The sequence below is a fragment of the Pseudoflavitalea sp. G-6-1-2 genome (genome assembly GCF_012927185.1).
GTDB lineage: Bacteria > Bacteroidota > Bacteroidia > Chitinophagales > Chitinophagaceae > Pseudobacter.
This window is the reverse complement of the sequence record NZ_JABBGB010000001.1, coordinates 1,972,937-1,992,724: the sequence shown is the minus strand read 5'-3', so window position 1 is coordinate 1,992,724 and position 19,788 is coordinate 1,972,937. Positions and strand designations below refer to the sequence as shown.

The 19,788-nt window shown below is 43.8% G+C and carries 18 protein-coding genes and 1 tRNA gene; 6 read left to right on the top strand and 13 right to left on the bottom strand.

Annotated features, from left to right (window positions below; all coding sequences use genetic code 11):
* Positions 1 to 49: 49 nt before the first annotated feature.
* Together HHL16_RS08320 and HHL16_RS08315 are read left to right on the top strand one after the other, a co-directional pair.
* Positions 50 to 3,184 (top strand): sensor histidine kinase, encoded by a 3,135-nt coding sequence (locus HHL16_RS08320; protein WP_169424663.1) that lies wholly within the window; start codon positions 50 to 52, stop codon positions 3,182 to 3,184.
* 55 nt (positions 3,185 to 3,239) lie between these two features.
* Positions 3,240 to 3,872, top strand: coding sequence for a response regulator transcription factor (locus HHL16_RS08315; RefSeq protein WP_169424662.1), 633 nt, complete (start codon positions 3,240 to 3,242; stop codon positions 3,870 to 3,872).
* A 1-nt stretch (position 3,873) separates the two neighbouring features.
* Here the strand turns inward: HHL16_RS08315 and HHL16_RS08310 are convergent, their stop codons facing one another.
* Entirely contained in the window at positions 3,874 to 4,449 is a 576-nt protein-coding gene (locus HHL16_RS08310) for a YceI family protein (RefSeq protein ID WP_169424661.1), read from the bottom strand.
* 358 nt (positions 4,450 to 4,807) lie between these two features.
* Between HHL16_RS08310 and HHL16_RS08305 the strand changes: the two genes are divergently transcribed.
* A tRNA-Pro gene (locus tag HHL16_RS08305) sits at positions 4,808 to 4,881 on the top strand.
* 74 nt (positions 4,882 to 4,955) lie between these two features.
* On the opposite strand, the gene HHL16_RS08300 is transcribed toward HHL16_RS08305, so the two are convergent.
* Positions 4,956 to 5,324 carry a hypothetical protein gene (locus tag HHL16_RS08300; RefSeq protein WP_169424660.1) on the bottom strand — a complete coding sequence of 123 codons (369 nt, stop codon included), beginning with the start codon at positions 5,322 to 5,324 and terminating at the stop codon, positions 4,956 to 4,958.
* Positions 5,325 to 5,620: 296 nt separating this feature from the next.
* Positions 5,621 to 6,130: a DUF2004 domain-containing protein gene (locus HHL16_RS08295; protein ID WP_169424659.1), complete on the bottom strand. Its 510-nt coding sequence runs from the start codon at positions 6,128 to 6,130 to the stop codon at positions 5,621 to 5,623.
* A gap of 1,598 nt (positions 6,131 to 7,728) precedes the next feature.
* Here HHL16_RS08295 and HHL16_RS08290 point away from each other — a divergent pair.
* Positions 7,729 to 8,439 carry a phytanoyl-CoA dioxygenase family protein gene (locus tag HHL16_RS08290; protein WP_169424658.1) on the top strand — a complete coding sequence of 237 codons (711 nt, stop codon included), beginning with the start codon at positions 7,729 to 7,731 and terminating at the stop codon, positions 8,437 to 8,439.
* 107 nt (positions 8,440 to 8,546) lie between these two features.
* On the opposite strand, the gene HHL16_RS08285 is transcribed toward HHL16_RS08290, so the two are convergent.
* The 10 genes from HHL16_RS08285 to HHL16_RS08240 all read right to left on the bottom strand — a co-directional run bounded on the left by HHL16_RS08285 (position 8,547) and on the right by HHL16_RS08240 (position 15,373).
* The gene (locus tag HHL16_RS08285; RefSeq protein ID WP_169424657.1) at positions 8,547 to 8,918 is read right to left on the bottom strand and encodes a VOC family protein; all 372 of its coding nucleotides are present in this window, start codon (positions 8,916 to 8,918) and stop codon (positions 8,547 to 8,549) included.
* A gap of 49 nt (positions 8,919 to 8,967) precedes the next feature.
* On the bottom strand, positions 8,968 to 9,558 hold the full coding sequence (locus tag HHL16_RS08280) for a TetR/AcrR family transcriptional regulator (RefSeq protein WP_169424656.1): 591 nt from the start codon (positions 9,556 to 9,558) through the stop codon (positions 8,968 to 8,970).
* A 39-nt stretch (positions 9,559 to 9,597) separates the two neighbouring features.
* Positions 9,598 to 10,452: an acyl-CoA thioester hydrolase/BAAT C-terminal domain-containing protein gene (locus tag HHL16_RS08275; RefSeq protein WP_169424655.1), complete on the bottom strand. Its 855-nt coding sequence runs from the start codon at positions 10,450 to 10,452 to the stop codon at positions 9,598 to 9,600.
* Positions 10,453 to 10,514: 62 nt separating this feature from the next.
* The gene (locus HHL16_RS08270) at positions 10,515 to 11,090 is read right to left on the bottom strand and encodes a Crp/Fnr family transcriptional regulator (protein ID WP_169424654.1); all 576 of its coding nucleotides are present in this window, start codon (positions 11,088 to 11,090) and stop codon (positions 10,515 to 10,517) included.
* Positions 11,091 to 11,117: 27 nt separating this feature from the next.
* A complete protein-coding gene (locus HHL16_RS08265; protein WP_169424653.1) occupies positions 11,118 to 11,576 on the bottom strand; it encodes a YciI family protein in 459 nt (152 codons plus the stop codon).
* 150 nt (positions 11,577 to 11,726) lie between these two features.
* A complete protein-coding gene (locus HHL16_RS08260; RefSeq protein ID WP_169424652.1) occupies positions 11,727 to 12,551 on the bottom strand; it encodes a nuclear transport factor 2 family protein in 825 nt (274 codons plus the stop codon).
* A gap of 32 nt (positions 12,552 to 12,583) precedes the next feature.
* On the bottom strand, positions 12,584 to 13,057 hold the full coding sequence (locus tag HHL16_RS08255) for a group II truncated hemoglobin (RefSeq protein ID WP_169424651.1): 474 nt from the start codon (positions 13,055 to 13,057) through the stop codon (positions 12,584 to 12,586).
* Positions 13,032 to 13,433 (bottom strand): hypothetical protein, encoded by a 402-nt coding sequence (locus tag HHL16_RS08250; RefSeq protein ID WP_169424650.1) that lies wholly within the window; start codon positions 13,431 to 13,433, stop codon positions 13,032 to 13,034. Before HHL16_RS08250 ends, HHL16_RS08255 begins: the two co-directional genes overlap by 26 nt.
* Before the next feature lie 145 nt (positions 13,434 to 13,578).
* Entirely contained in the window at positions 13,579 to 14,544 is a 966-nt protein-coding gene (locus HHL16_RS08245) for a hypothetical protein (RefSeq protein ID WP_169424649.1), read from the bottom strand.
* A gap of 130 nt (positions 14,545 to 14,674) precedes the next feature.
* Positions 14,675 to 15,373, bottom strand: coding sequence for a DUF4386 domain-containing protein (locus HHL16_RS08240; RefSeq protein WP_169424648.1), 699 nt, complete (start codon positions 15,371 to 15,373; stop codon positions 14,675 to 14,677).
* A gap of 237 nt (positions 15,374 to 15,610) precedes the next feature.
* Here HHL16_RS08240 and HHL16_RS08235 point away from each other — a divergent pair, with 237 nt between their 5' ends.
* Both HHL16_RS08235 and HHL16_RS08230 read left to right on the top strand, forming a co-directional pair.
* A complete protein-coding gene (locus tag HHL16_RS08235; protein ID WP_169424647.1) occupies positions 15,611 to 17,098 on the top strand; it encodes a metallophosphoesterase in 1,488 nt (495 codons plus the stop codon).
* Between the two features lie 500 nt (positions 17,099 to 17,598).
* Positions 17,599 to 19,788, top strand: a complete 2,190-nt coding sequence (locus HHL16_RS08230) for a TonB-dependent receptor (protein ID WP_169424646.1) — start codon at positions 17,599 to 17,601, stop codon at positions 19,786 to 19,788.

Here is a 19,788-nt window from a genome sequence, read left to right as displayed (position 1 = left end):
CAGTTGTACATTTGCAACAATACCCGAACACCGACATCATTGCATCAACATGAGCAGCCTACACAAAACTGATAACATACTATACAACTCTCGCCAATTGCATATCAGCAGCGAATTCCGACGCCTCAGATCAATTATGGCATTCCTGCTGGCATGCATCTTTTCATTGCAGAAATCACAGTCGCAGGAATTCATCTTCAATCACCTCACATCGCGCGACGGACTGGCATCAAACTTCGTATATGCGCTTTGGCAGGACCCCAGTGGCTATCTCTGGATCGGCACTGAGAACGGATTGCAGCGATACGACGGATATCAATTCTTCTCTCCTTATCAGGGCAACAACGACCGGCTCCCTCATCTTCCCGTGAATCAGATCTTATGCGATACCATGGGTCGCATGTGGCTGCGCATGGGAAAAACCATCGGCATATTCGACAAAGCCACATTCCGGTTCAAACAGGTTAAAGTAGCAAACGGGATCAACATACCTTCAGCAACAGATATCTTCCTCGATAAGGACGGAAAAGGAAATGTATTTCTTCTAGCACGCAGTTTCGGATGGTTCTATTTCGACGAACAATCCGCAACATTCCGCGAAGACAATACGCCATTCCCCATCCCCCGTTCATTTGCCCTGAATACCATATTCGATGATGTAAAAACAGGCCGTTGCTGGCTTGCAGGCAATAACGGCCTTGCTTACTACGATCGAAACACCAAACAACTATACCGCAGCGGCATATCAGCCTCCAAACATTTTCTGCTGGCCGATCCCCGACTGGGGCATATCGTGAACAATATTTATATCGATGTAAAAAGAAGGCATTGGCTCACTACCTGGGATACAGCAGCACTCACCTATCGCAACTTCTGTTACGACGAAAGAACCAATAACTGGAGTGATGATACACTGGGGCTTTCAGCTGTTTCATCAGACGGCTATTACGAGATCCATAAGTTCACTGAATTTGCAGACACCACCGTACTCGCATACGGACTGAACTTTATGGCCATGCGCGAGGAAGATCATTTCGGAGGTTTTGTATTCAAAGACGTAACGCAATACAGCATCGTATTCAACAGGGTGAATGCAGTAATTCAGGACAGAGAACAAATACTTTGGGTAGCAACGGACAACGGATTATTCAACTCCATGAGCAAAGTGAATAATAGCCTTCATCTGCTGTTGCGGCAAACTCCCAAACGATCGTCGATCAATTCATTGATGGAAGATGTTAATGGCAATATCTGGATGGGCACCTGGGGCAGAGGAACCCTGCCTCGCCAAAGCAATCTCAAGAAACTCGAAATGCCTCAATTTGCCAATCCTCCAAAAGGCGACGACAACTACGATCTCGTCTGGGATATGCATCAGCAAAAGTCTACAGGCAGAATATGGTTTGCCTGCCAGGCGGGCAGGCTGATGGTATTCGACACCATTAAGAGCAAACCGGAATACCTGAAACCCGCGCCATTCGGAGGTTCTACCATCAGGCAGGTAGAGGAAGACAAACAAGGGAATATCTGGTTCACCACACAAAGTGGGAAATTATTGAAATGGACCAAAGGCTCCGGACTTCAGGACAGTGCATTCAAAGTTGTTCAGCAATTCGGATCGGTGCTTCCCAGACTGATGCTCGACAGCAGAGGATTGCTGTGGGTAGCCACCACCGGCAGCGGAGTGAAAGTGGTGAATACGACCACAGGGCAGGTAGTAAATCAATACAGCTCGTCCATAACCCATGATATGCTGTTTGGAAATCATGTTCGTGATATTCTTCAGGTGAACGACAGCATCTATGCGTTTGCAGATGACGGACTCGATCTGCTGAACTTCAATACTGGCCAGATCACGCGCGCACCAGGATACAAGCAATGGCCTGTTGGCCCCGTACTCACCATGCAGGTAGACGACCAGCACAATGTATGGCTTTGCACTGCCAACGGCATTTACAAATACAATCTCGATGGAAAACATTTTATCCGCTTTACACAGTGGGATGGACTGGTAACCATGTACAACAGCAGTTTTGTAATGGAAACCAGTCTGAAACTCCGCGATGGCCGGATAGTATTTGCAGGCAACTCAAACCTCGTCTCCTTCGATCCGCAGCAGTATCGCGATAAATCGTTACCACCCGATGTACTGATCGGAAGCTGCAAACTGTTCAATGAGTTTCTGCCGGTAGATTCACTGATGAAAGCCGGATCACTAACCCTTCCATACAACCGAAATTCTATTACATTAACCTTCGCTGCGCTCAGTTTTACCCGAATCGACAAACTCAGTTATTACTACAAACTCGAAGGCGCAAACAGCGACTGGCAGCGGATGGACGGTCCATTGCAGGTGAACTACACACTGCTTCCTCCGGGGAAATACACGTTCATGGTGCGTGCAAGAAATGAAGAAGGCAACTATTCCCCCAATATCACTTCGCTCAAAATAAATATACTGCCGCCTTTCTGGAGAACCATCTGGTTCTTTGGTTTGGTAGTGCTTTGCATTGCCGGCGCACTGTACTATCTCTATCGCCTCCGCATACGCAGATTGCTGCAGGTAGAAAAGATCCGTACACGCCTCGCGCGTGATCTTCATGATGATATGGGTTCAACACTCAGTACCATCAATATCCTCAGCAATATGGCGGCGAAGAAGATCGACTCAGATCAAAAGACCAGTCAGGATTACATGAGCAGAATCAGCGACAGCTCATCCCGCATTATGGAAGCCATGGATGATATTGTATGGAGCATCAACCCCGTAAACGATTCCATGCGAAAGATCCTCGCACGCATGAAAGAATTTGCAGGAAATGTGCTCGAAGCGAGCGATATCGAATACTCATTCACCGTGGATGAAGCCGTAAAAGAAATGACCTTCGATATGGAATGGAGAAGGGAAATTTTTCTGGTGTTCAAAGAAGCCATCAACAATATTGCGAAATATGCCAAAGCAACGCAGGTGGATATCACCCTGCGCAAACAAAAGAATATGCTGGTGATGAACATTACCGATAATGGCATTGGTTTCAGTGCAGACAAAGACCAGACGGCTTCCCTGCGCGGTAATGGTCTCAGAAACATGCGCAAGCGTGCAGAAGCCATGAACGGATCACTGGAAATCATTACAGCGCCGCAATCCGGCGCTTCGGTGGTGCTGCAGATTCCTTTAGCATAATCATGCGATACTGCGGACGCCGGAACGAACTACCTTTGCATACCAAACTATTCACATGATCAGGATCTTATTGTACGATGATGCCAAAGAGATGAGAGAAACCCTGGTGCTGCTGCTCAGCAATACCGACGGGTTCGAGGTAGCCGGAGCATTCGACAACTGCGAAACCGCCGTTGATGACATCTCCACGCTGAAACCCGATGTGGTGTTGCTCGATATCGATATGCCGGGCATGACGGGCATCGAGGGACTGGCGAAAATACGCAGCCAGCATCCGGATGTGAAGATCCTGATGCTGACCGTATTTGATGATAACAAGAATGTGTTTGAAGCTATTCGTCAGGGTGCCAGCGGATATTTGCTGAAGAAAACATCCCCGGCGAAATTGATTGAATTTATCCGGGAAGCGCAGGATGGCGGCGCTCCGATGAATGCCTCCATTGCTACACAAGTGCTGAAAATGTTCGCGGGAATGCAGCCTGCTGCAAGTCCGGATTACTCCCTCTCGCAACGCGAAAAACAGGTACTGCAATCACTGGTGGATGGAAACAGCTACAAAATGGTGGCCGCTGAAATGAATATCTCTATCGACACCGTTCGCAGTCATATCCGCAGCATCTACGAGAAGCTGCATGTAAACTCAAAGAGCGAAGCAGTGGCAAAGGCGCTCCGCGACAGACTGGTGTAATCTACTTTTTTACATATTCCACATTCGCAACAACGTCGATCTCATCACCCAACAGTGCTGCAGGAGTAGAACTGCTTACTCCGAAATCTTTTCTATTGATCTTACCTGTTACTTTGAATCCGCACATCTTAGCGTGGTTCATAGGGTTTTCGCCATTTCTGGCAACAGCATTCAACGATACTACTTTGGTAACACCGTGCAGGGTGAGCGGTCCGGTTACAGTGTACTCATTATCTGATTTCTTTACGAATGATGTCGATTTGAAACTGATCGTTGGAAATTTATCGGTATCGAGGCAATCAGCAGCACGGAGATTTTTATCGCGCATTTCATTTTCGGTGTTAACGCTGGCTGCATCAGCAACGAGTGTAACAACGGCATCGGAGAAATCTTTTCCGTTGGAAGTAATGCTCGATTCTTTGATCTTGAAGGATCCTTCCACTTCGGCCATCATCAGGTGAGTGATAGAAAAACGGAGCTTTGCATGATATTCGTCAAATGCCCAGTTATCGGCTGGAGTCGATTTCCAGGAGAGCAGTGCAAAGGTGAGGAAAGGGAGGATAGTTAACTTTTTCATGATGCTTAATTTGGTGGTTTATTGATGATGCAAACCTAATTGAGATAAAAGAAGGTGAGCGGGTGTTGAAACGACAAAAAGAGGGAAGGATGCGGCGGAGGGGCCGGAGGGTGAAAATAAATGGATGAACCGGGAAGAAATAAAGCACATCAGTTAATTCTGCAGGTAACCGCAGAAAACTGAGGATGAAGGGGTTGAGTAAGAAAATTTTTTATTAGGCTGAAAGTCTTGTCTGGCGGGAGTTTCAGAAAAGAGACTCAATTTCAATAAAAAATAAACCCGGATTCTTTGTTTTTTTGTGATGTAAAACCTTACTTTTGCATCCCGCAATTCACGGATTGCGTCCGGTTAAAAAGTTCGGGAAGTAGCGCAGGCCGGTAGCGCACCTGGTTTGGGACCAGGGGGTCGCAGGTTCGAATCCTGTCTTCCCGACTAAGAGAATAGCGATCTGATTTTCAGGTCGCTATTTTCGTATGGTGACAGGACATTCGAACCATACCGCACTCTTAAAATCTATCTTCGGCAATTATTTTAGTTGTCTCATATGTTAAGAAGAGTGTGGCTGTTAAATTGTTATTAAGGTGATTGCTCATTCCTGCATAAAATTTCAAATTTTCATCAAGCCTAAGGATGCAATCATCACTTTGCTTTTCATCTAATGTTGAACGAATATTCCAAATTCTATGAGTCAACTCATTAAGCCATTTTAATGCATCGAGTTTTTCTTTCTCTGTTTGTGATTCATCTGAATGGATTGCACGACTTGTAATAGTGAAATTAAAAAGTAGGGTTTCAAGGAATAGTCTTTTTATACTAGTAGGGAAATCTCTGAGATCACTAAAGATCCTCTCTAGCTTTTGTTGATTATCGCTCATTATTAAAGTAATTCGTTAGTCGGCGTATCTATTAGTATTAATTGGGATATCTAGCAATATCTCCCAAGCTTTCAAATAATTAAAAATACAATTCTTTGTAGCTCAAGCAAAAAACGGTTCGGAAATTGTACAGTGAGGGCGACAAAACGAAGAAAGCCTTCAATTCAATGAATTGAAGGCTTTCTTCGTTTGAACTATTTTCACAATTTTAATTCTTCCTTAAATAATAATTTGGCTTTTAAATAATTAGTAGGCACGAAATAAATACCGTTGTTATATGACTTTTGTTTCTGTTGTCAACTTTCCCAGGTTACATGGTCTAAGTCACCATTTTCATTTGTTTTAACAACTAAAAGTTGATTACACGGTTCTCCATCAATATCTATTGAATAGTCAAAAACTCCATAATAGTCAGTGCCATATTTTCCGTCAGGATAAAGTCCAATCCTAATCAATTTTAACTTACTTAGAAGTTGTTGCTCCTTTGATTTGTCTTTGTCTTCGTAGTCAATAATATTTCGCAGTTCTTCTTCAGCAAGTTCGTCTAAGTAAAAGTTTATATAGTCAGCCGCTTCTCCGCCGTCATTGAAACTTTTGTCAATTGACGATTTGTTCTGAATATCTAAGGCAGAAATGTTGTCAAGAAATACTTTAATATTTATTGCTTGTTCTCCGCTTATGCTCTTATTTTCAAAATTCAAGTCAAGATGAAGCATAGTTCCACTCAATACAGTCTCAGCAGAATAATATTCCTTTAATTGCGTCAAGTCAATTTGACCAAAATGTGGTAAGTCGATATTCGCCATTTTCCGATTGTCGTTCATTTGTTATTGCCTGTAAAATCACAGCTAGCAGTAGCATTGCTGTATCATGCGAATTTATTCCTTTTCTCTGCAATATTTCAATTCAACAATAATCTATTGTGCCTTTTGTTTGCAGGTATTGCGTTTATAAAACTCATCCTTCCATTTTGTGAAAATATTTGAAGCCGATTCCTTGTTTTAATTCTATACAATACTATGGCGCAGTGTCCCATTGACTCTAGCTTTAAGTCCAATTAATGGATTATTACTTTTTTTTGACGCCAAACAATGATTGATTTATTACTACTGCTCAGAAAGACATAAAGTTTCAAATACGTTTCTCATCTAAATTCAAAACTCGATCAATCAGGTGGTTAGAAAACCGACTTATCTCTCCGGCAAGAGAATAGCGATCTGAAAATCAGGTCGCTATTTTCGTATGTTGACAGAACATTTCGAACCGGCTTTAGTTATCTTTCCGAAACTCAGTAGAATCATTACTAAGCTCAGAATATCGACCTAAATTGATGTTCTTTTGTTTTCTCAAGCTTTCTAAACTATCATAATAATGAAGTCCGGCAAGCCCCGTCCCGCTGGGAGCCATATATTGCTCGGATATTAGATACCCGTTATCAAGCTCAAAGAACCCCTTCTCGCAATCGTCCACATCCCAGAGATAGTCCACAATAGATCTATTAAGGATATGCTTAAGCTTATTTTCAAAAAATTCAATTTTATAAGGCTGGTATTCTTTAATAAGAGGCTCAAAGCCCCAGAAATAATTTCTTAACCGATTAAAAATTTTCAGTTTTCGCTTTTTGCGCGCTTCCTGTATCTCAGCAATTGATTTTCCTCTTTATTTACATGATAACATGGAATGTCGGAAAGGTCATTAAATATAGTTGTGGCCTCTTCTGTTGGGGTTACCTCAGATACCTCTCTGGCTTCACCAACAGGAATATCAATATAAATGCTGTGGTCAAGCTCTATAAAGCACTCAGCAGTGTCCAGCCAACCATCATGAATTCCAGCTTTACAACGTATGTCAGTTATTTTTTTTTTTTGGGGGGGGGACAAGCACCCGCCCAATATCAACTCTGGTCAAATTACTTATTCAGAAATTCGCTCTTGCTGCTATCCCAATAACACTTTTTGCATCTACCATTCTCAAACTGATGATCACATTTTTTACATCCATAGAGTAAATGGGAACATTCGGGGCACAATTGCTCCATTTTGGAACACTCAGCATAGTACTCGCTCTTGCATTCATCGCAAACGTGAATTTTTGAGAAATCGAATTCAATCGTATTTCTTCAAGATACAAATAACATTGATTTACACAGAAGACGACTCGGAAATCGCACTGGGAGCGACTATAAAAATAGTGGCCTGATTTTCCCGTCACAGTTTTGAATAAACAAAGACCAGATGAATTTCACGAAATGTTCCCGCAAAATTGAAGAAGATTACTTGGAAAAAGATAGCAGAAATCCACCAGCTCTGGCTCAATTGGCACGCGGTAAATAGTGTCTATAGTTTATATTTCTAATCTGGTTAACTTGCACAACCACATTAGATAAGACTTTCAAATAATTGAGATGAATAATTTCAAGCAAAACGGATACGCCATAGAATCCTGCATATATACCAGTGATGAGATTGAGCAGATGCAGCTATTCATCAATCAAGCTGACACAGGAAACGCCACATTCCGAAAAACAAAAGACCTGTTCGCAATAAGACAAGTGTTGAAGGAAATACCACAACTGGCAAATGTGGTCTTTAACGACACTCTAAGAAAACTTATCAGCGAACAATTTGGAGAAGGATATTTCGTATCAAAGTCCATCTACTTTGACAAACCCGCAAACTCAAATTGGTTTGTAGCCTACCATCAGGATCTCACGATCTCTGTAAAAGAAAAAGCCCCAATTCCTGGTTATGGGCCATTTACAACGAAACAGGATCAATTTGCTGTACAGCCTCCCCTCACCATCCTTGAAAACAACTTTACTATACGTATCCATCTGGATGACACGAATGAAGAAAACGGCGCATTGCGGGTAATTCCTGGTTCTCACCTGAAAGGAATTCAACGCGCAGATAATATTACCTTGTCGAATGGCGAAGATGTTTGCGAAGTTGCAGCCGGAGGAGTAATGCTGATGCACCCTTTGCTGCTTCATGCTTCCGGGCGCAGTACCGGAACCTCTTCCCGACGTGTACTTCATATCGAGTTTAGCAATCAGCAATTACCAGAAGGACTCAGTTGGTCCGAGTATTTTGATTATATGGCAATCAGCCAATGAGTTCCCCTTGTTCAATGCCCCACAGATCAGCGATACAGGGGAAGACCGGATTTAACTCACAGGTCAGAAATATTCCTTACCCGCCAACGACTATCCAGCATTATTGCTCAAACACTAACAGTACTTACCTCTATCAGGATATTTCCCGGAGCATGCAGATAAAAACCAAACACTCCCCGCATATTACGTGGTTCCTGCTCCAGCACAACACCACCATTGCTTAGACGCTTCCAAACAGATCGCACCGTCTCCTGATCATTTACGAGAAAACCCATATGAAAGGCATCCGGATAAACAGAATTACCATTCCTGTTAAAGTCAGTCGACATCAGTGTCAGGACAAACCCTGTCTCATTTTCCAGAACAACCAGCATATTATCGCCTTTAACCTCCCTGCAGGTAAAATTGAAATGCTTCTCAAAAAAGGATCTTGTTTGCGCCACATCGCTCACTGGAAAATTCAGATGATTTATTTGCATAGTAGTAGATTTTTAAAAGAATAATCGTTCTTTAATTAGTTAAAAAAATTTATGGGGTGAGAGACAGCAATACACGGCTGAAGGCCTGGTTAAACTGTTTTTCTGTTAACACAAACTTCTTACCGGTGATGCTTTTTTTCTGTCGGTGGAATTTTAGCAACTGGAATAACGGAGCATAAGCCAACGACCAATATACCTCTAATGGGAACCGTATCAGCTCATTGTTTTCTATGGCCTTTTCATAGAATTGTGCCATGGTTGTGGTGAATTTCTTTCCCTGTCGCTGCATCACCTTTTCATAGATGGGCAAATGCCGGATCTGCTCGGTAAATTCAATATGTAAAGGATGTTTCGTAAAATATCGCAGGCGATTCTCCCATTGTAGTTTTAAGCCTGTAGCAAAATCCATTTCTGCGCTAAATCCCTCAAGCAATACCTCTTCCATTTTCTCTACCACACCCTGATAGACTTTGATAATCAGATCTTCCTTATTCTCAAAATTCAAGTATATGGTATTGACCGATATGCCAACTTCGGCTGCCAATTTATGCATGCTGAATCCATCGAGGCCTTCTCCAACAACGATCTCCATTGTTTTTTGCCTGATCAGGACTTCTTTTTGTGCATCTTTTGGTCGCATAGCTCTGCAAAGATAACAGAATGTTTGTTCTTTTATAATTTATTCTTCCCTTCCGCGCCTGGATTTCACAAAATACTTCCCCAAAAATTCAAACACCGCATCAAAATGCTTCGTTGGCTCACCGTGCCCACCCTCATACGCAATATGCTCAAAGTGATGCCTGAATCCTTTTTCCTTAAACCTCGCCACCATCTTCTCCGCCATCTCACTCGCCGGTATCATCTCATCACTTTTCCCGGACAACAACAACACTGCTCCTTTGATATTCTCCACTTTAATCGCAGCATTACGTGCTGCCACTGAATCCTGCAGCATTGCAGTGAAAGCGCCCCGATGATCACGCTTCATCAGAAAAGGTACCGACGTTTCATTCACCGGAACATATGGCAATTCCATTCCATTGAATGTCCAGCAACTGCTGCTGAAATGATTTGTATGTCCCGGAAACACCACATGGCTCGACGACATACCGATTACACAATCAATATCCGAATAATAACTCGCCAGCAACAATGCCAGGTCCGCTCCACGTGAACCTCCAATTACAGCGATGTAACGGCCATCAACCTTTTTGTTTTTACCCGCGACCTTTATCGCATTGTACACATCATCGATTGCAATTCTGTCCAATATCGCAGGAGAGTTTGGAGTACCGAAATAGCCGATAGCAAGAAAAGCGTATCCTTTATCCAGAAACTCATCTCTCGTTTTTTTCCAGTGATTGCTTGCCCAGGCATTTCCCCCTTCGGCTCCTCCCAATCCTACTACAAGCGGCTGCAGTTTACCGGAGCCGGTATACAGAATGGCATCAATATTCTTCAGCCTCAATGTATCCTGCGCATCTGCACTGCCTGTTACTGCGCATAACAAAAGAAACATAACCAGTTGCTTCATAAAAAAATGTTTCAACAAAGCTGGTCAATACGGAGGAAATATTTTTTGCGCTGGATCAAAAACTACTTTTCTGCTCTCAATCTGCTGAGCGTAGATTGTGTGATGCCCAGATAAGAGGCTATCATACCGAGCGGTATGCGATGATAAATATCATGATACACTTTCAGGAAATGCTCATATTTTTCTCTTGCTGTCGAAAATCGTTGCACGGTGATCCTTTCCATCAGATGTCCGAATACATGCCCCATTGAAAGCCTGGCATATCTTTCCATCAGCGGAAAGTGATCGAACAGGTAAACAAGATCATGCACTTCAATGCTATACGCTTCTGTATCTTCCAGAGCGTCGATATCGTAAATATCAAGAGTCTGCTGAATGAAGCTTTTGGGAGAATTTACCCATTCCTTTTCTGCCGAAAAATATTCACTTATCTCAACACCATCCTTTACATAATACGTACGTACCAGTCCGGTTATGATGAAATAACTCCTTACACATACGCGGTCCGAATGATGAATTATCTCTCCCTTCCGGAATAACCTCACATCACACCTGCTTTGAATTGCGTCGCGGAGTGCATTATCCACAACAATATATTTCCTGAATTGCTTCAGCAATGGTTCATATGATGGCTCCATCCGGAAAGATTTAGGTAAAAAAAGTGTTCAATGTTTCTCCGCTTCTATCTTTTCGTGGTAAGGCAGGTAAAGTGGCAGCGCAGCCGATCCGTACCATTCCAGCAACTCCACATCGAAGAGCTTTTGTTTGATAGCAGGATCTTTATCGAGCAACTCCTTTGCTTCCGCTGTTGTTTTCACATTGAGAATAAAAATGCCCCTGTAAGATTTGTCGTTTTTCCGAAAAGGCCCGGCCACAATGAGTTTGCCGGCATTTGCCAATCTGTTGATATTCTCCATATGCCCCCGAAAAAGTTCATTCAGTTTATCTTTTTCAGCAGGTGCATAGGTGCCGGTTTTCAACACAACAAATATGTAGGATTTCATTCCGTACTTATCGGCGCCGAGCGAATCGGCCAGCGCTTTGTTGTAGACAATGTTATTAGTCTGAGCAACTGAAATAATGGCACTGCATAGCAGAATTGCCGAAAAGATCAACTGTTTCATGCTGTTGTTTTTGGGTGATGAACCTGCCAATCAATTTACCATTTTTCTTCATTTGACGGCAGACTTATCTCCAAAACCACTTTCGTAACACAAAACATTTCTCAGGCCACCCAAATACTGCGTACAACTTAAAAATAAAACCAGCTACGTTTACTGGTGCTCTCCGGCAGAGGTCTTCTTGCTTTCGGATTTTTCGGCTTCGAGTGTTTCTACCTGAACTCCACGTTCACTAACAATCATTTTGACCGCTTTATTTCCCTGCACATGAAATCCGAAAGTAAGGTCCCGCTCTTTGAGAAAGAACAGGTTTTCTTTTTCAGGATACACTTCAAAAGTTTTGTTCCCTATGGTTAGTGAAAGTCCTCCTTTTACAGTTTTAACTGCAATGATGCCAGACTGCGGCCCTTTGTAGCTGCCTGCATATTTCCGAAGGATTGATTCGGACATATTGATGGCTGTTCTTTTATTGGTATACGGAACCGCCCGATGATCGAAACTCAATACGCGTGCCATCTTCCAAACACCATCTTTCAAAAGCCAAAGATGCGTGAAATTCGCTAACCCTTCAGCAGATTCCTTCTTCCCTTTCTCCTGTACATTGAAAATATGTTCTCCTGAAATAATTGCTCCATAGATCACATTATTTTTCCGGAGTGGAAAAACTTTGACACTTCCAGAAACCGCTTCCCTCCTAAGTTTGAAGTTATCCCTGTCTGCACAGAGACCATTCCTCATGGAAGCCGTCAGGTCTTTTACTCCGATCGTAACTCCCCCTTTATCATGATAGAATTCCACATCATCAGTAAAGAAACCTGCGAATTTTTCCAGATCGCAATTGTTGTAAGAATCCCAAAAGAGACGATCAAGACGAAGAATGGTATCGGTCAGTTGCTGATCGTTTTCCTGAGCTGTTAAACTACTGCTGCTCACAAATAAGAAGCATGCAATAAAAGAATGAAGTAATATTTTCTTCATCTGGTTTGTTTCACTGTTCATGGCTGTATACTTTATGGCTGATATGGTCCACCCGGAACGCCCCAACCCCATTTAGGCATCGGCTCTTCCGGCGAAACAGGATTGCTTTCCGTATTGGAATTGATCACGGCGATGCGGCTTCCCCATTCGAGATAACCAACCAATGCAGATCGGAATTCAGGGTCTATTGGAAGCCCCGTCTCATCTGCTGTTTCAAGCAGCAATCGCATCCATGTCTGACGCATTTCTTCGGTGAGCCGCTTTCCAATATGATGCATCACCATTTGAGAATGGCTTCCTTTATCATCCTGTGTGTAGGTGGAAGGGCCTCCAAATACTTCCACAATAAAATGTGCTACATGCTTGCTATGCTCAGGAGACATATGCCGGAATACCGGTTCGAGCAATGGATGATCGAGCACTTTTTTGTAGAACTGCTCAGTGAGTTTTTCGAATAGTGCACTATCTCCTCCTGTCCATTCAAACAGGGTTGGTATATTTTTCATTAATGGTGTGTTTGTTTTTGCCTTCAAGATAAGCGAGACCACCAACTACCAGTACCTGCAGTATCAGAAAGACCCTGCCAAGTATGGTAGCTTCCTCGAAATATGCAATAACAAGTCCAACACTGATCAGTGCCCAGATCCAGTTGGCCCGCATAAGAATGGAGAGCAAACCCGCTGAGATCTTTTTTTGATTGGCAAGTATCAAGGCTACCAGCGCATACAGCAAAGTAATACCGGAAACTATCAGAATAAAGTTGAGTGAAAAACCAAGTATACCGGTGAGTGATTGGCTAAAAGCAAGACCTGTAACAGCAGTGGAGCCGCCCAGAATAAAATCTGCCCATAAAAGCTTTCTCAGTGAAACCGTGTTATGCATATTATCAGCAATTCAGGTTTCAGCAAGTTAACGCCAAAACAACAAAACCCGCTTCATTGAACGGGTTTTGTTTAAGTATTTTGATGGGCGGAAATCACCACTTAATTATCAGTGTTCTTGCATTATTTTTTGAGCTGATTGGTCTTCAGTTTTTTCGTATCTCAGTCGCCTGCCTGAATGCAATAACCTGCTTCATGCGTGTTTTCAACCTTCGGTTGTTCTGAATGGCGGGCTTCCAATCAGGTGAACCCTTCATCAGATTCCTCACCATATTGTCGAAGGGACGCGCCAGCGGAACAGTAATTTCAACATCTCTTACCTTTCCTTCCTCATCGACGATCCATTCCACTTCTACAATAGCCAGATCTGTGTTAGTTAGAAGATAACCTTTAGGCCACATGAGATGTCCGTTGATATATTTGCTCCAATCAGCAGTTCCGTTTCTAAACCGGGCTGGCTGCGCCGGAGTGGGTTCAGACATTATCCTTTCAGCTTCATCAAAATATTTCGCCCCGATCAGCACACTGTCGTCGTATGTTTCTTCAGCGCTTTTAACACCATTGGGGTGGAAGTAAATCCATTTACCATGAGGTTTACCACGGGCAGAAAGCCTTCCTGCTGATGATTGCCGCCCATTGTCCGACCAGGTTACTTTTACTCCGGTTCCATCCGCAAACCTGATAGTGGAATCTGCCGGGTAGCCATTGGGATGAAATTTCAGACTCACACCAACCGGTTTTCCTTCATCGTTGTAAACAGTAGAATCGTCGAGCATTCCATTGGGATGAAAGCTAAGCCACCGGCCTGTTTTTTTATTCTTTTTGTAAGCCCCCATACTCTTCAACTGCCTATTCGGATGATAGTAAGTGAAGAAGCCATTTCGGATTTTCATAGCGCTATCTTCAAACCAGCCATCCATCTGCATTACAGTATCCTGCATCAGAAAATCCTGTCTGTGACAACCACTATCCGTTTGCAATACAACGCTATAGTAACGTGCGTTTCCCACATGGGTAAGCTGGTACCGGTAATCGTAATAATTGATCTGTTGAGCAGATGCATGCTGCATCAATCCACATAGGCACAGGAACATCCATTGAAATAATTTCATTTGTAGGGGTTGAATGGTCTGAAATAAAATTGATGGAATTCAGTTAGCCGTAGAAGACTGATGCTGATTGGGAACTAGCAACAATACCGACAAAATATAAAAAATCAGGATTGATTCCCATGCCATTCAACTATTTTGTCAATGACAGCTTCTTTGCATTCACCCCAATTATCAACAACCAAAGGCATGTACCAATTTCTCCAATCGTTGCCGGAAGCCGTACATAACTCACCCATGGAGCATTCTCCAAGCCAGGGAATACAGTATCGATCAGAAAGCCGAACATATATCCAGCACAACCCAGCATCAGCAATACTCCCAGTATCTTTGGAAGAAAACCTGAACGATAAACGAGATAACCAAACGGTAACAGCCACAATCCCCAGAACACCTGCGCAATCACCACTCCATTGCTGTAAGATACGAGATGCAGCATCACCTGCTGTTGCAACTGCTCTGCAGACACACCATAGGAAGCGCCTGAATGCAACAGCGAAAGCACATCGAACTTATGCTGCAGATTCAGAAATGAAACAGGAACGCTCAGCAATGCAAGAACCGTCATCAGCAAAGCGAGGTGTTCGTGTACCGGCTTCAGCAACCTGTATAATGTCAACGGCAATAAAGTGAAGCAGAGGTAACACCCCACTCCCCCGGCTATCCCCCAACGAAAAAGGCTTTCAGATGCCTGGATGTTTTGAAGTGTTTGCGCAGCATCCTTCCAACGGATCAGCTGAGAAGGCACATATGCGATACTGAATATTCCAAAGATCACAACCCCCAGGTAAAATGCTCCGGCCAGCCTTGCAGTTCTTTTGTTTGGGTTCATAATTGATTGTTTTAGAGTAGCCTGTTGAAAATTGTCAATAAAGTCTGCTGCCTGTACGTTGCAATGCAGTTTTTGTTACAACCAACAGCAATAATTTTTTGCCGTTTTTATGCTAACGGATCAAGCTGTCCTACTGCGGCTGGCAGCAACACTTTTCAGTACATCTACCCTACCCAAAAAGCCTCATCTGGCTTATATTTAATTACAGATACAACCCCTGACCAAAACCCCATAACCATGGACCCAGAACTCAGCAAACGGGTTGCTGAACTTAAACAGCATACCAGTATCGATGCATCTCTCAAATCGGAGATACAGCAGCTCATGAATTTTCTTCCTTACTGTGAGTACGATCTCATTTGCTTTATGGTATCCAAGAACGTATGGCAGGGGTATATTCCCGATCCACCCGAAGGCTGGTCGCAGGGCAGCGGAAGTGTGGAACTCGGCCTCATGTTGTACTGGCTGAAGAATCCAACACAACTCGATCTTTCGGTATTCACATTCTGGGAAGGATTAGAAATCGAAGCGCTGTTGCTTGTTCTCGACGAATACCTCCCCCGAAGTAACATCACATCTATCAATGCCGAATTCTTCAATCACAAGGAATTGATCTATACAGACGGCACCGTACTAAGTACCGAAAAATGGTGTGTATTCGATCAGGGGTGGTTTACTGCATTTCTAAATTTGCTGGAAACGCTGTTCAGAAAACTCTGGTACAGCGGCAACGATTTCCCGGCAACTAAACCTCCGGTTATTCCACTCAGCAATCATACTGCCAGCAGCAATAACATCAGCATTGCCATCATAGGAGATTGCGGTACCGGTGATGCCACTATGCAGGCAATCATCAACAATGTACTTCATCAGCAACCCGATTACATTGTGCATGTAGGAGACGTTTATTATGCCGGTACGCCAAAGTCCGACACTGTAAACGGACAATACTATTTCGGACCGGGAGAAGAAGCAAACAACCTTCTCAATCTGTGGCCTTCCAACTATGCCGGAAGATCATTCACACTCAATTCCAATCACGAAATGTACAGCGGCGCAAACGGATATTTTTATGATGCACTCGATGCAGCAAACAAGGGTGCGAGCTCATACTTCAATGCACAGAAAGGATCGAGCTGTTTTGCACTTACCTGCGGAGACTGGACTATCCTCGGTCTCGATACCGCTTACATGGCCACATCGATCGATGCATTCATGACCGGCAGCATTGGCGGTAGCGAAGGAACACAGGGGCGATGGATCAAAAGCCTTGCCCCCGATCCTTCAAAAACAATTGTACTCACGCATCACAACGGATTTGCAGCCGACTGCAGCGCACTCTCTACTTTATGGTCCGAGATCAGCGGAGCACTTGACGGAGATCCATACGCATGGTACTGGGGGCATGTGCACAACGGAATCGTATACGATGCTCCCATCTCCATACCTGCGGGAAACAGTCAACAGGCTTTCACTACAAATACATTTGCGAGATGCCTCGGACATGCAGCAATGCCTTATGGACTTTCCCCCGCTCTCAGAAATAAACCCATAACCTGGAACCAAACCAATCAGCAGCCATCACCTTCCCTGCAACTCTATAATGGCTTCGCCCTGATTCGCATTACCCAAAATGGGAAACAGATCAGCAGCATCGAAGAATCGTACTACGATCTCAGCTCTGTCGATGCCATTTACAGCAAAACCATTTACACAGCTGAATAACAAACACAGAACCGGTATCGCTCAAAGCCGCACCGGTTCACACTCTCCTCATTAATATCGCATTAAAGAATAGCTATGCGGGTCTTTTTTATCATTTGTAAAATTTCTCTGCAATTTGATTTCTGATTTTTGCTACCGGATGATACATTTGCTATTGCAGGTTATCTTCCCCTTACAATCATTCCTTGCCGGTGCTTTGCAATTCAGAGCTGCACCACTTCTGAAAGGAATAACCTTATCTGATGGCATCACACTATCCCGCCTGCTAACTAATCATTTGCCGGGTCAGTGATCCGGATTTATGAGATTATAATTTCCACTGCAAAACGCATGGATCAACTCTGGCAGAGAACTATATTTTCTTCTTGCAGCAGAGCATGAATTGTATTGCCCAAAATGGCTGCAAAATCTGTTCTTATTGCAAACCCAGGCCAGGCAGGTAACACGAATCTGAAATATTTGCTACAAACTGTATTGACAGCATAAATTTTTGAAAGGATATGAAACTAGGCTTTACTCTCGTGGCTATTTCTGCGCTTATCGGTTTTCACACAGATGCATACGCGCAAGATCATCAGGAACTGCACCTGGCAGATTCTACCATAAAAGCAAAAGACTCCATTAAGTTTCAGTTATTGGACGAAGTGGTGTTCTCCAACAAATATTACAAGAAGTACAATGTGCGGAACATCTCATCAGACCTGCGTTTGCAGTCGCCACTGATCGAAGCTCCGCAGAATATCCAGATGGTAAGCGGCGAAGTATTGCGGGACCAGGTAGTGTACAACCTAATTGAAAGTGTTACCCGGAATGTGAGCGGAACCATGCGCGAAGAACTGCACAACGGCGTATCTCCCGATATCTATTCAAGAGGCGGATACATTACGCCGCAACGCAATGGAGTTGATCTCCGACCGCTCATCAAAGGCCCGGTGGGCGATGATGCTGCCATCATCGAAACCATCGAATTCGTGAAAGGTCCATCAGGTTTCATGAACGCCATCAGCGATCCCGCAGGCTCTTACAACATCATCACTAAAAAACCGAATGGCATTAAGCGTAACACTATCCGCATGATGGGTGGAAGCTTCGGATTTATGCGTGCAGAAGCAGATCTCTCCGGCACTATCGACGAAAAAGAAAAGCTGCAGTTCCGCTTCAACCTCATGGGCATGAACACCAAAAGTTTTATGAAGTTCGACAACAACGAACGCATCCTCATTGCTCCGTCATTCAAATACCTGATCAGTCCCAAATCCTCGCTCACATTGGAATACATCTATCAACGATTCAACTATATGCTGCTGAGCCAGGCACAGATTTCGCCCTACGGATACGGCAGCCTTCCCCGCGATTTTTCCATCAGCGACCCCAATACAAAACCTTATCGCGCAAACGATCATCAGGTTTTCCTAAGCTTCGATCACAAGCTCAACAATAACTGGCAGTTCTCTGTAAAAGCAGCCAATATCCATAATGAGTACGATGGCAATATCTTCTGGGTGTACGGGAAGAATAAAACCAATCCAGACATTCTCGATCGCTACTACGTGTATGACGGGATGAAGTACAATACCTTCTCTGCGCAAGCATTCATTCAGGGAAGATTCATAACAGGATCCGTTCACCATGCCATCCTTGCCGGTATCGATTTCAATCACAAAAAGAACAATACCACCGATACCTGGGAAACCGCATCAACCGTATATCCGTTAAGCATTTCCAATCCAAAATATGCCAACGTTGCAAACAATAACGGAACAGGCGGTGACTTCGATTCTGAGAACAACATCTTCGGAGAGAACAACCGAACCAATAGCAGAATGCATTATGTGAGCGCGCATATCATGGATGAGATGAGTTTCTTCAACAACAAATTCAAAGTAAATGCAGGACTCCGCGCCACTAAATCCGACGCCAACTTCAATCAGTACGGCACTAAAACCGATGCCAGTGATTTTGTTGTAACACCCAGACTGGGCCTCACTTACATGGTTACTCCATCGATGAGTCTGTATGCGCTGTACGACAATACTTTTCTCCCACAGGCTGGTATAGCACATGATAAAACAGCGCTGACACCACAACGCGGCAGAAGTCTCGAAGCAGGTATCAAAAAAGACTGGAACGATGCCGCATGGAACACTACCCTTTCGGTGTACCAGATCTACAGAACAAAAACCATTCTGCGTGATCCTGTATCCAATGCATTGTATCAAACAGGCGAAAACAGATCAGAGGGTGTTGAAGTGGATGTAAGAGGAAGGATTGCACGAGGTCTCAACATCATCGTCAACTATGCATACACTGATTCGAAGATCACCAAAGATGATAAGAATCCAGACATGGTAGGCAAAGCCACCCCCAACCGTGTTCGCCATATTCAGAACACCTGGGTGAACTATGCACTGCCCGGAAAGAAATTAGCAGGGCTGAATGTATCTGCAGGATATCAATACATGGCAGGAAGAGCAGAACGCTTCACCAGCACAAAACCTGAAACACTGAATGATGTCTTCCGTCTCGATGGTGGACTCGGATATGCACGCAAAAAATACGCGATCAACCTGATCGTAAACAACCTGCTCGACGCACATATCTACAGCACAGGATGGCAGCGCAACGATCTGTACTACTGGGTGCAAACGCCCGGAAGAAACTACAGAGTATCCTTAAGCCTCACCCTATAA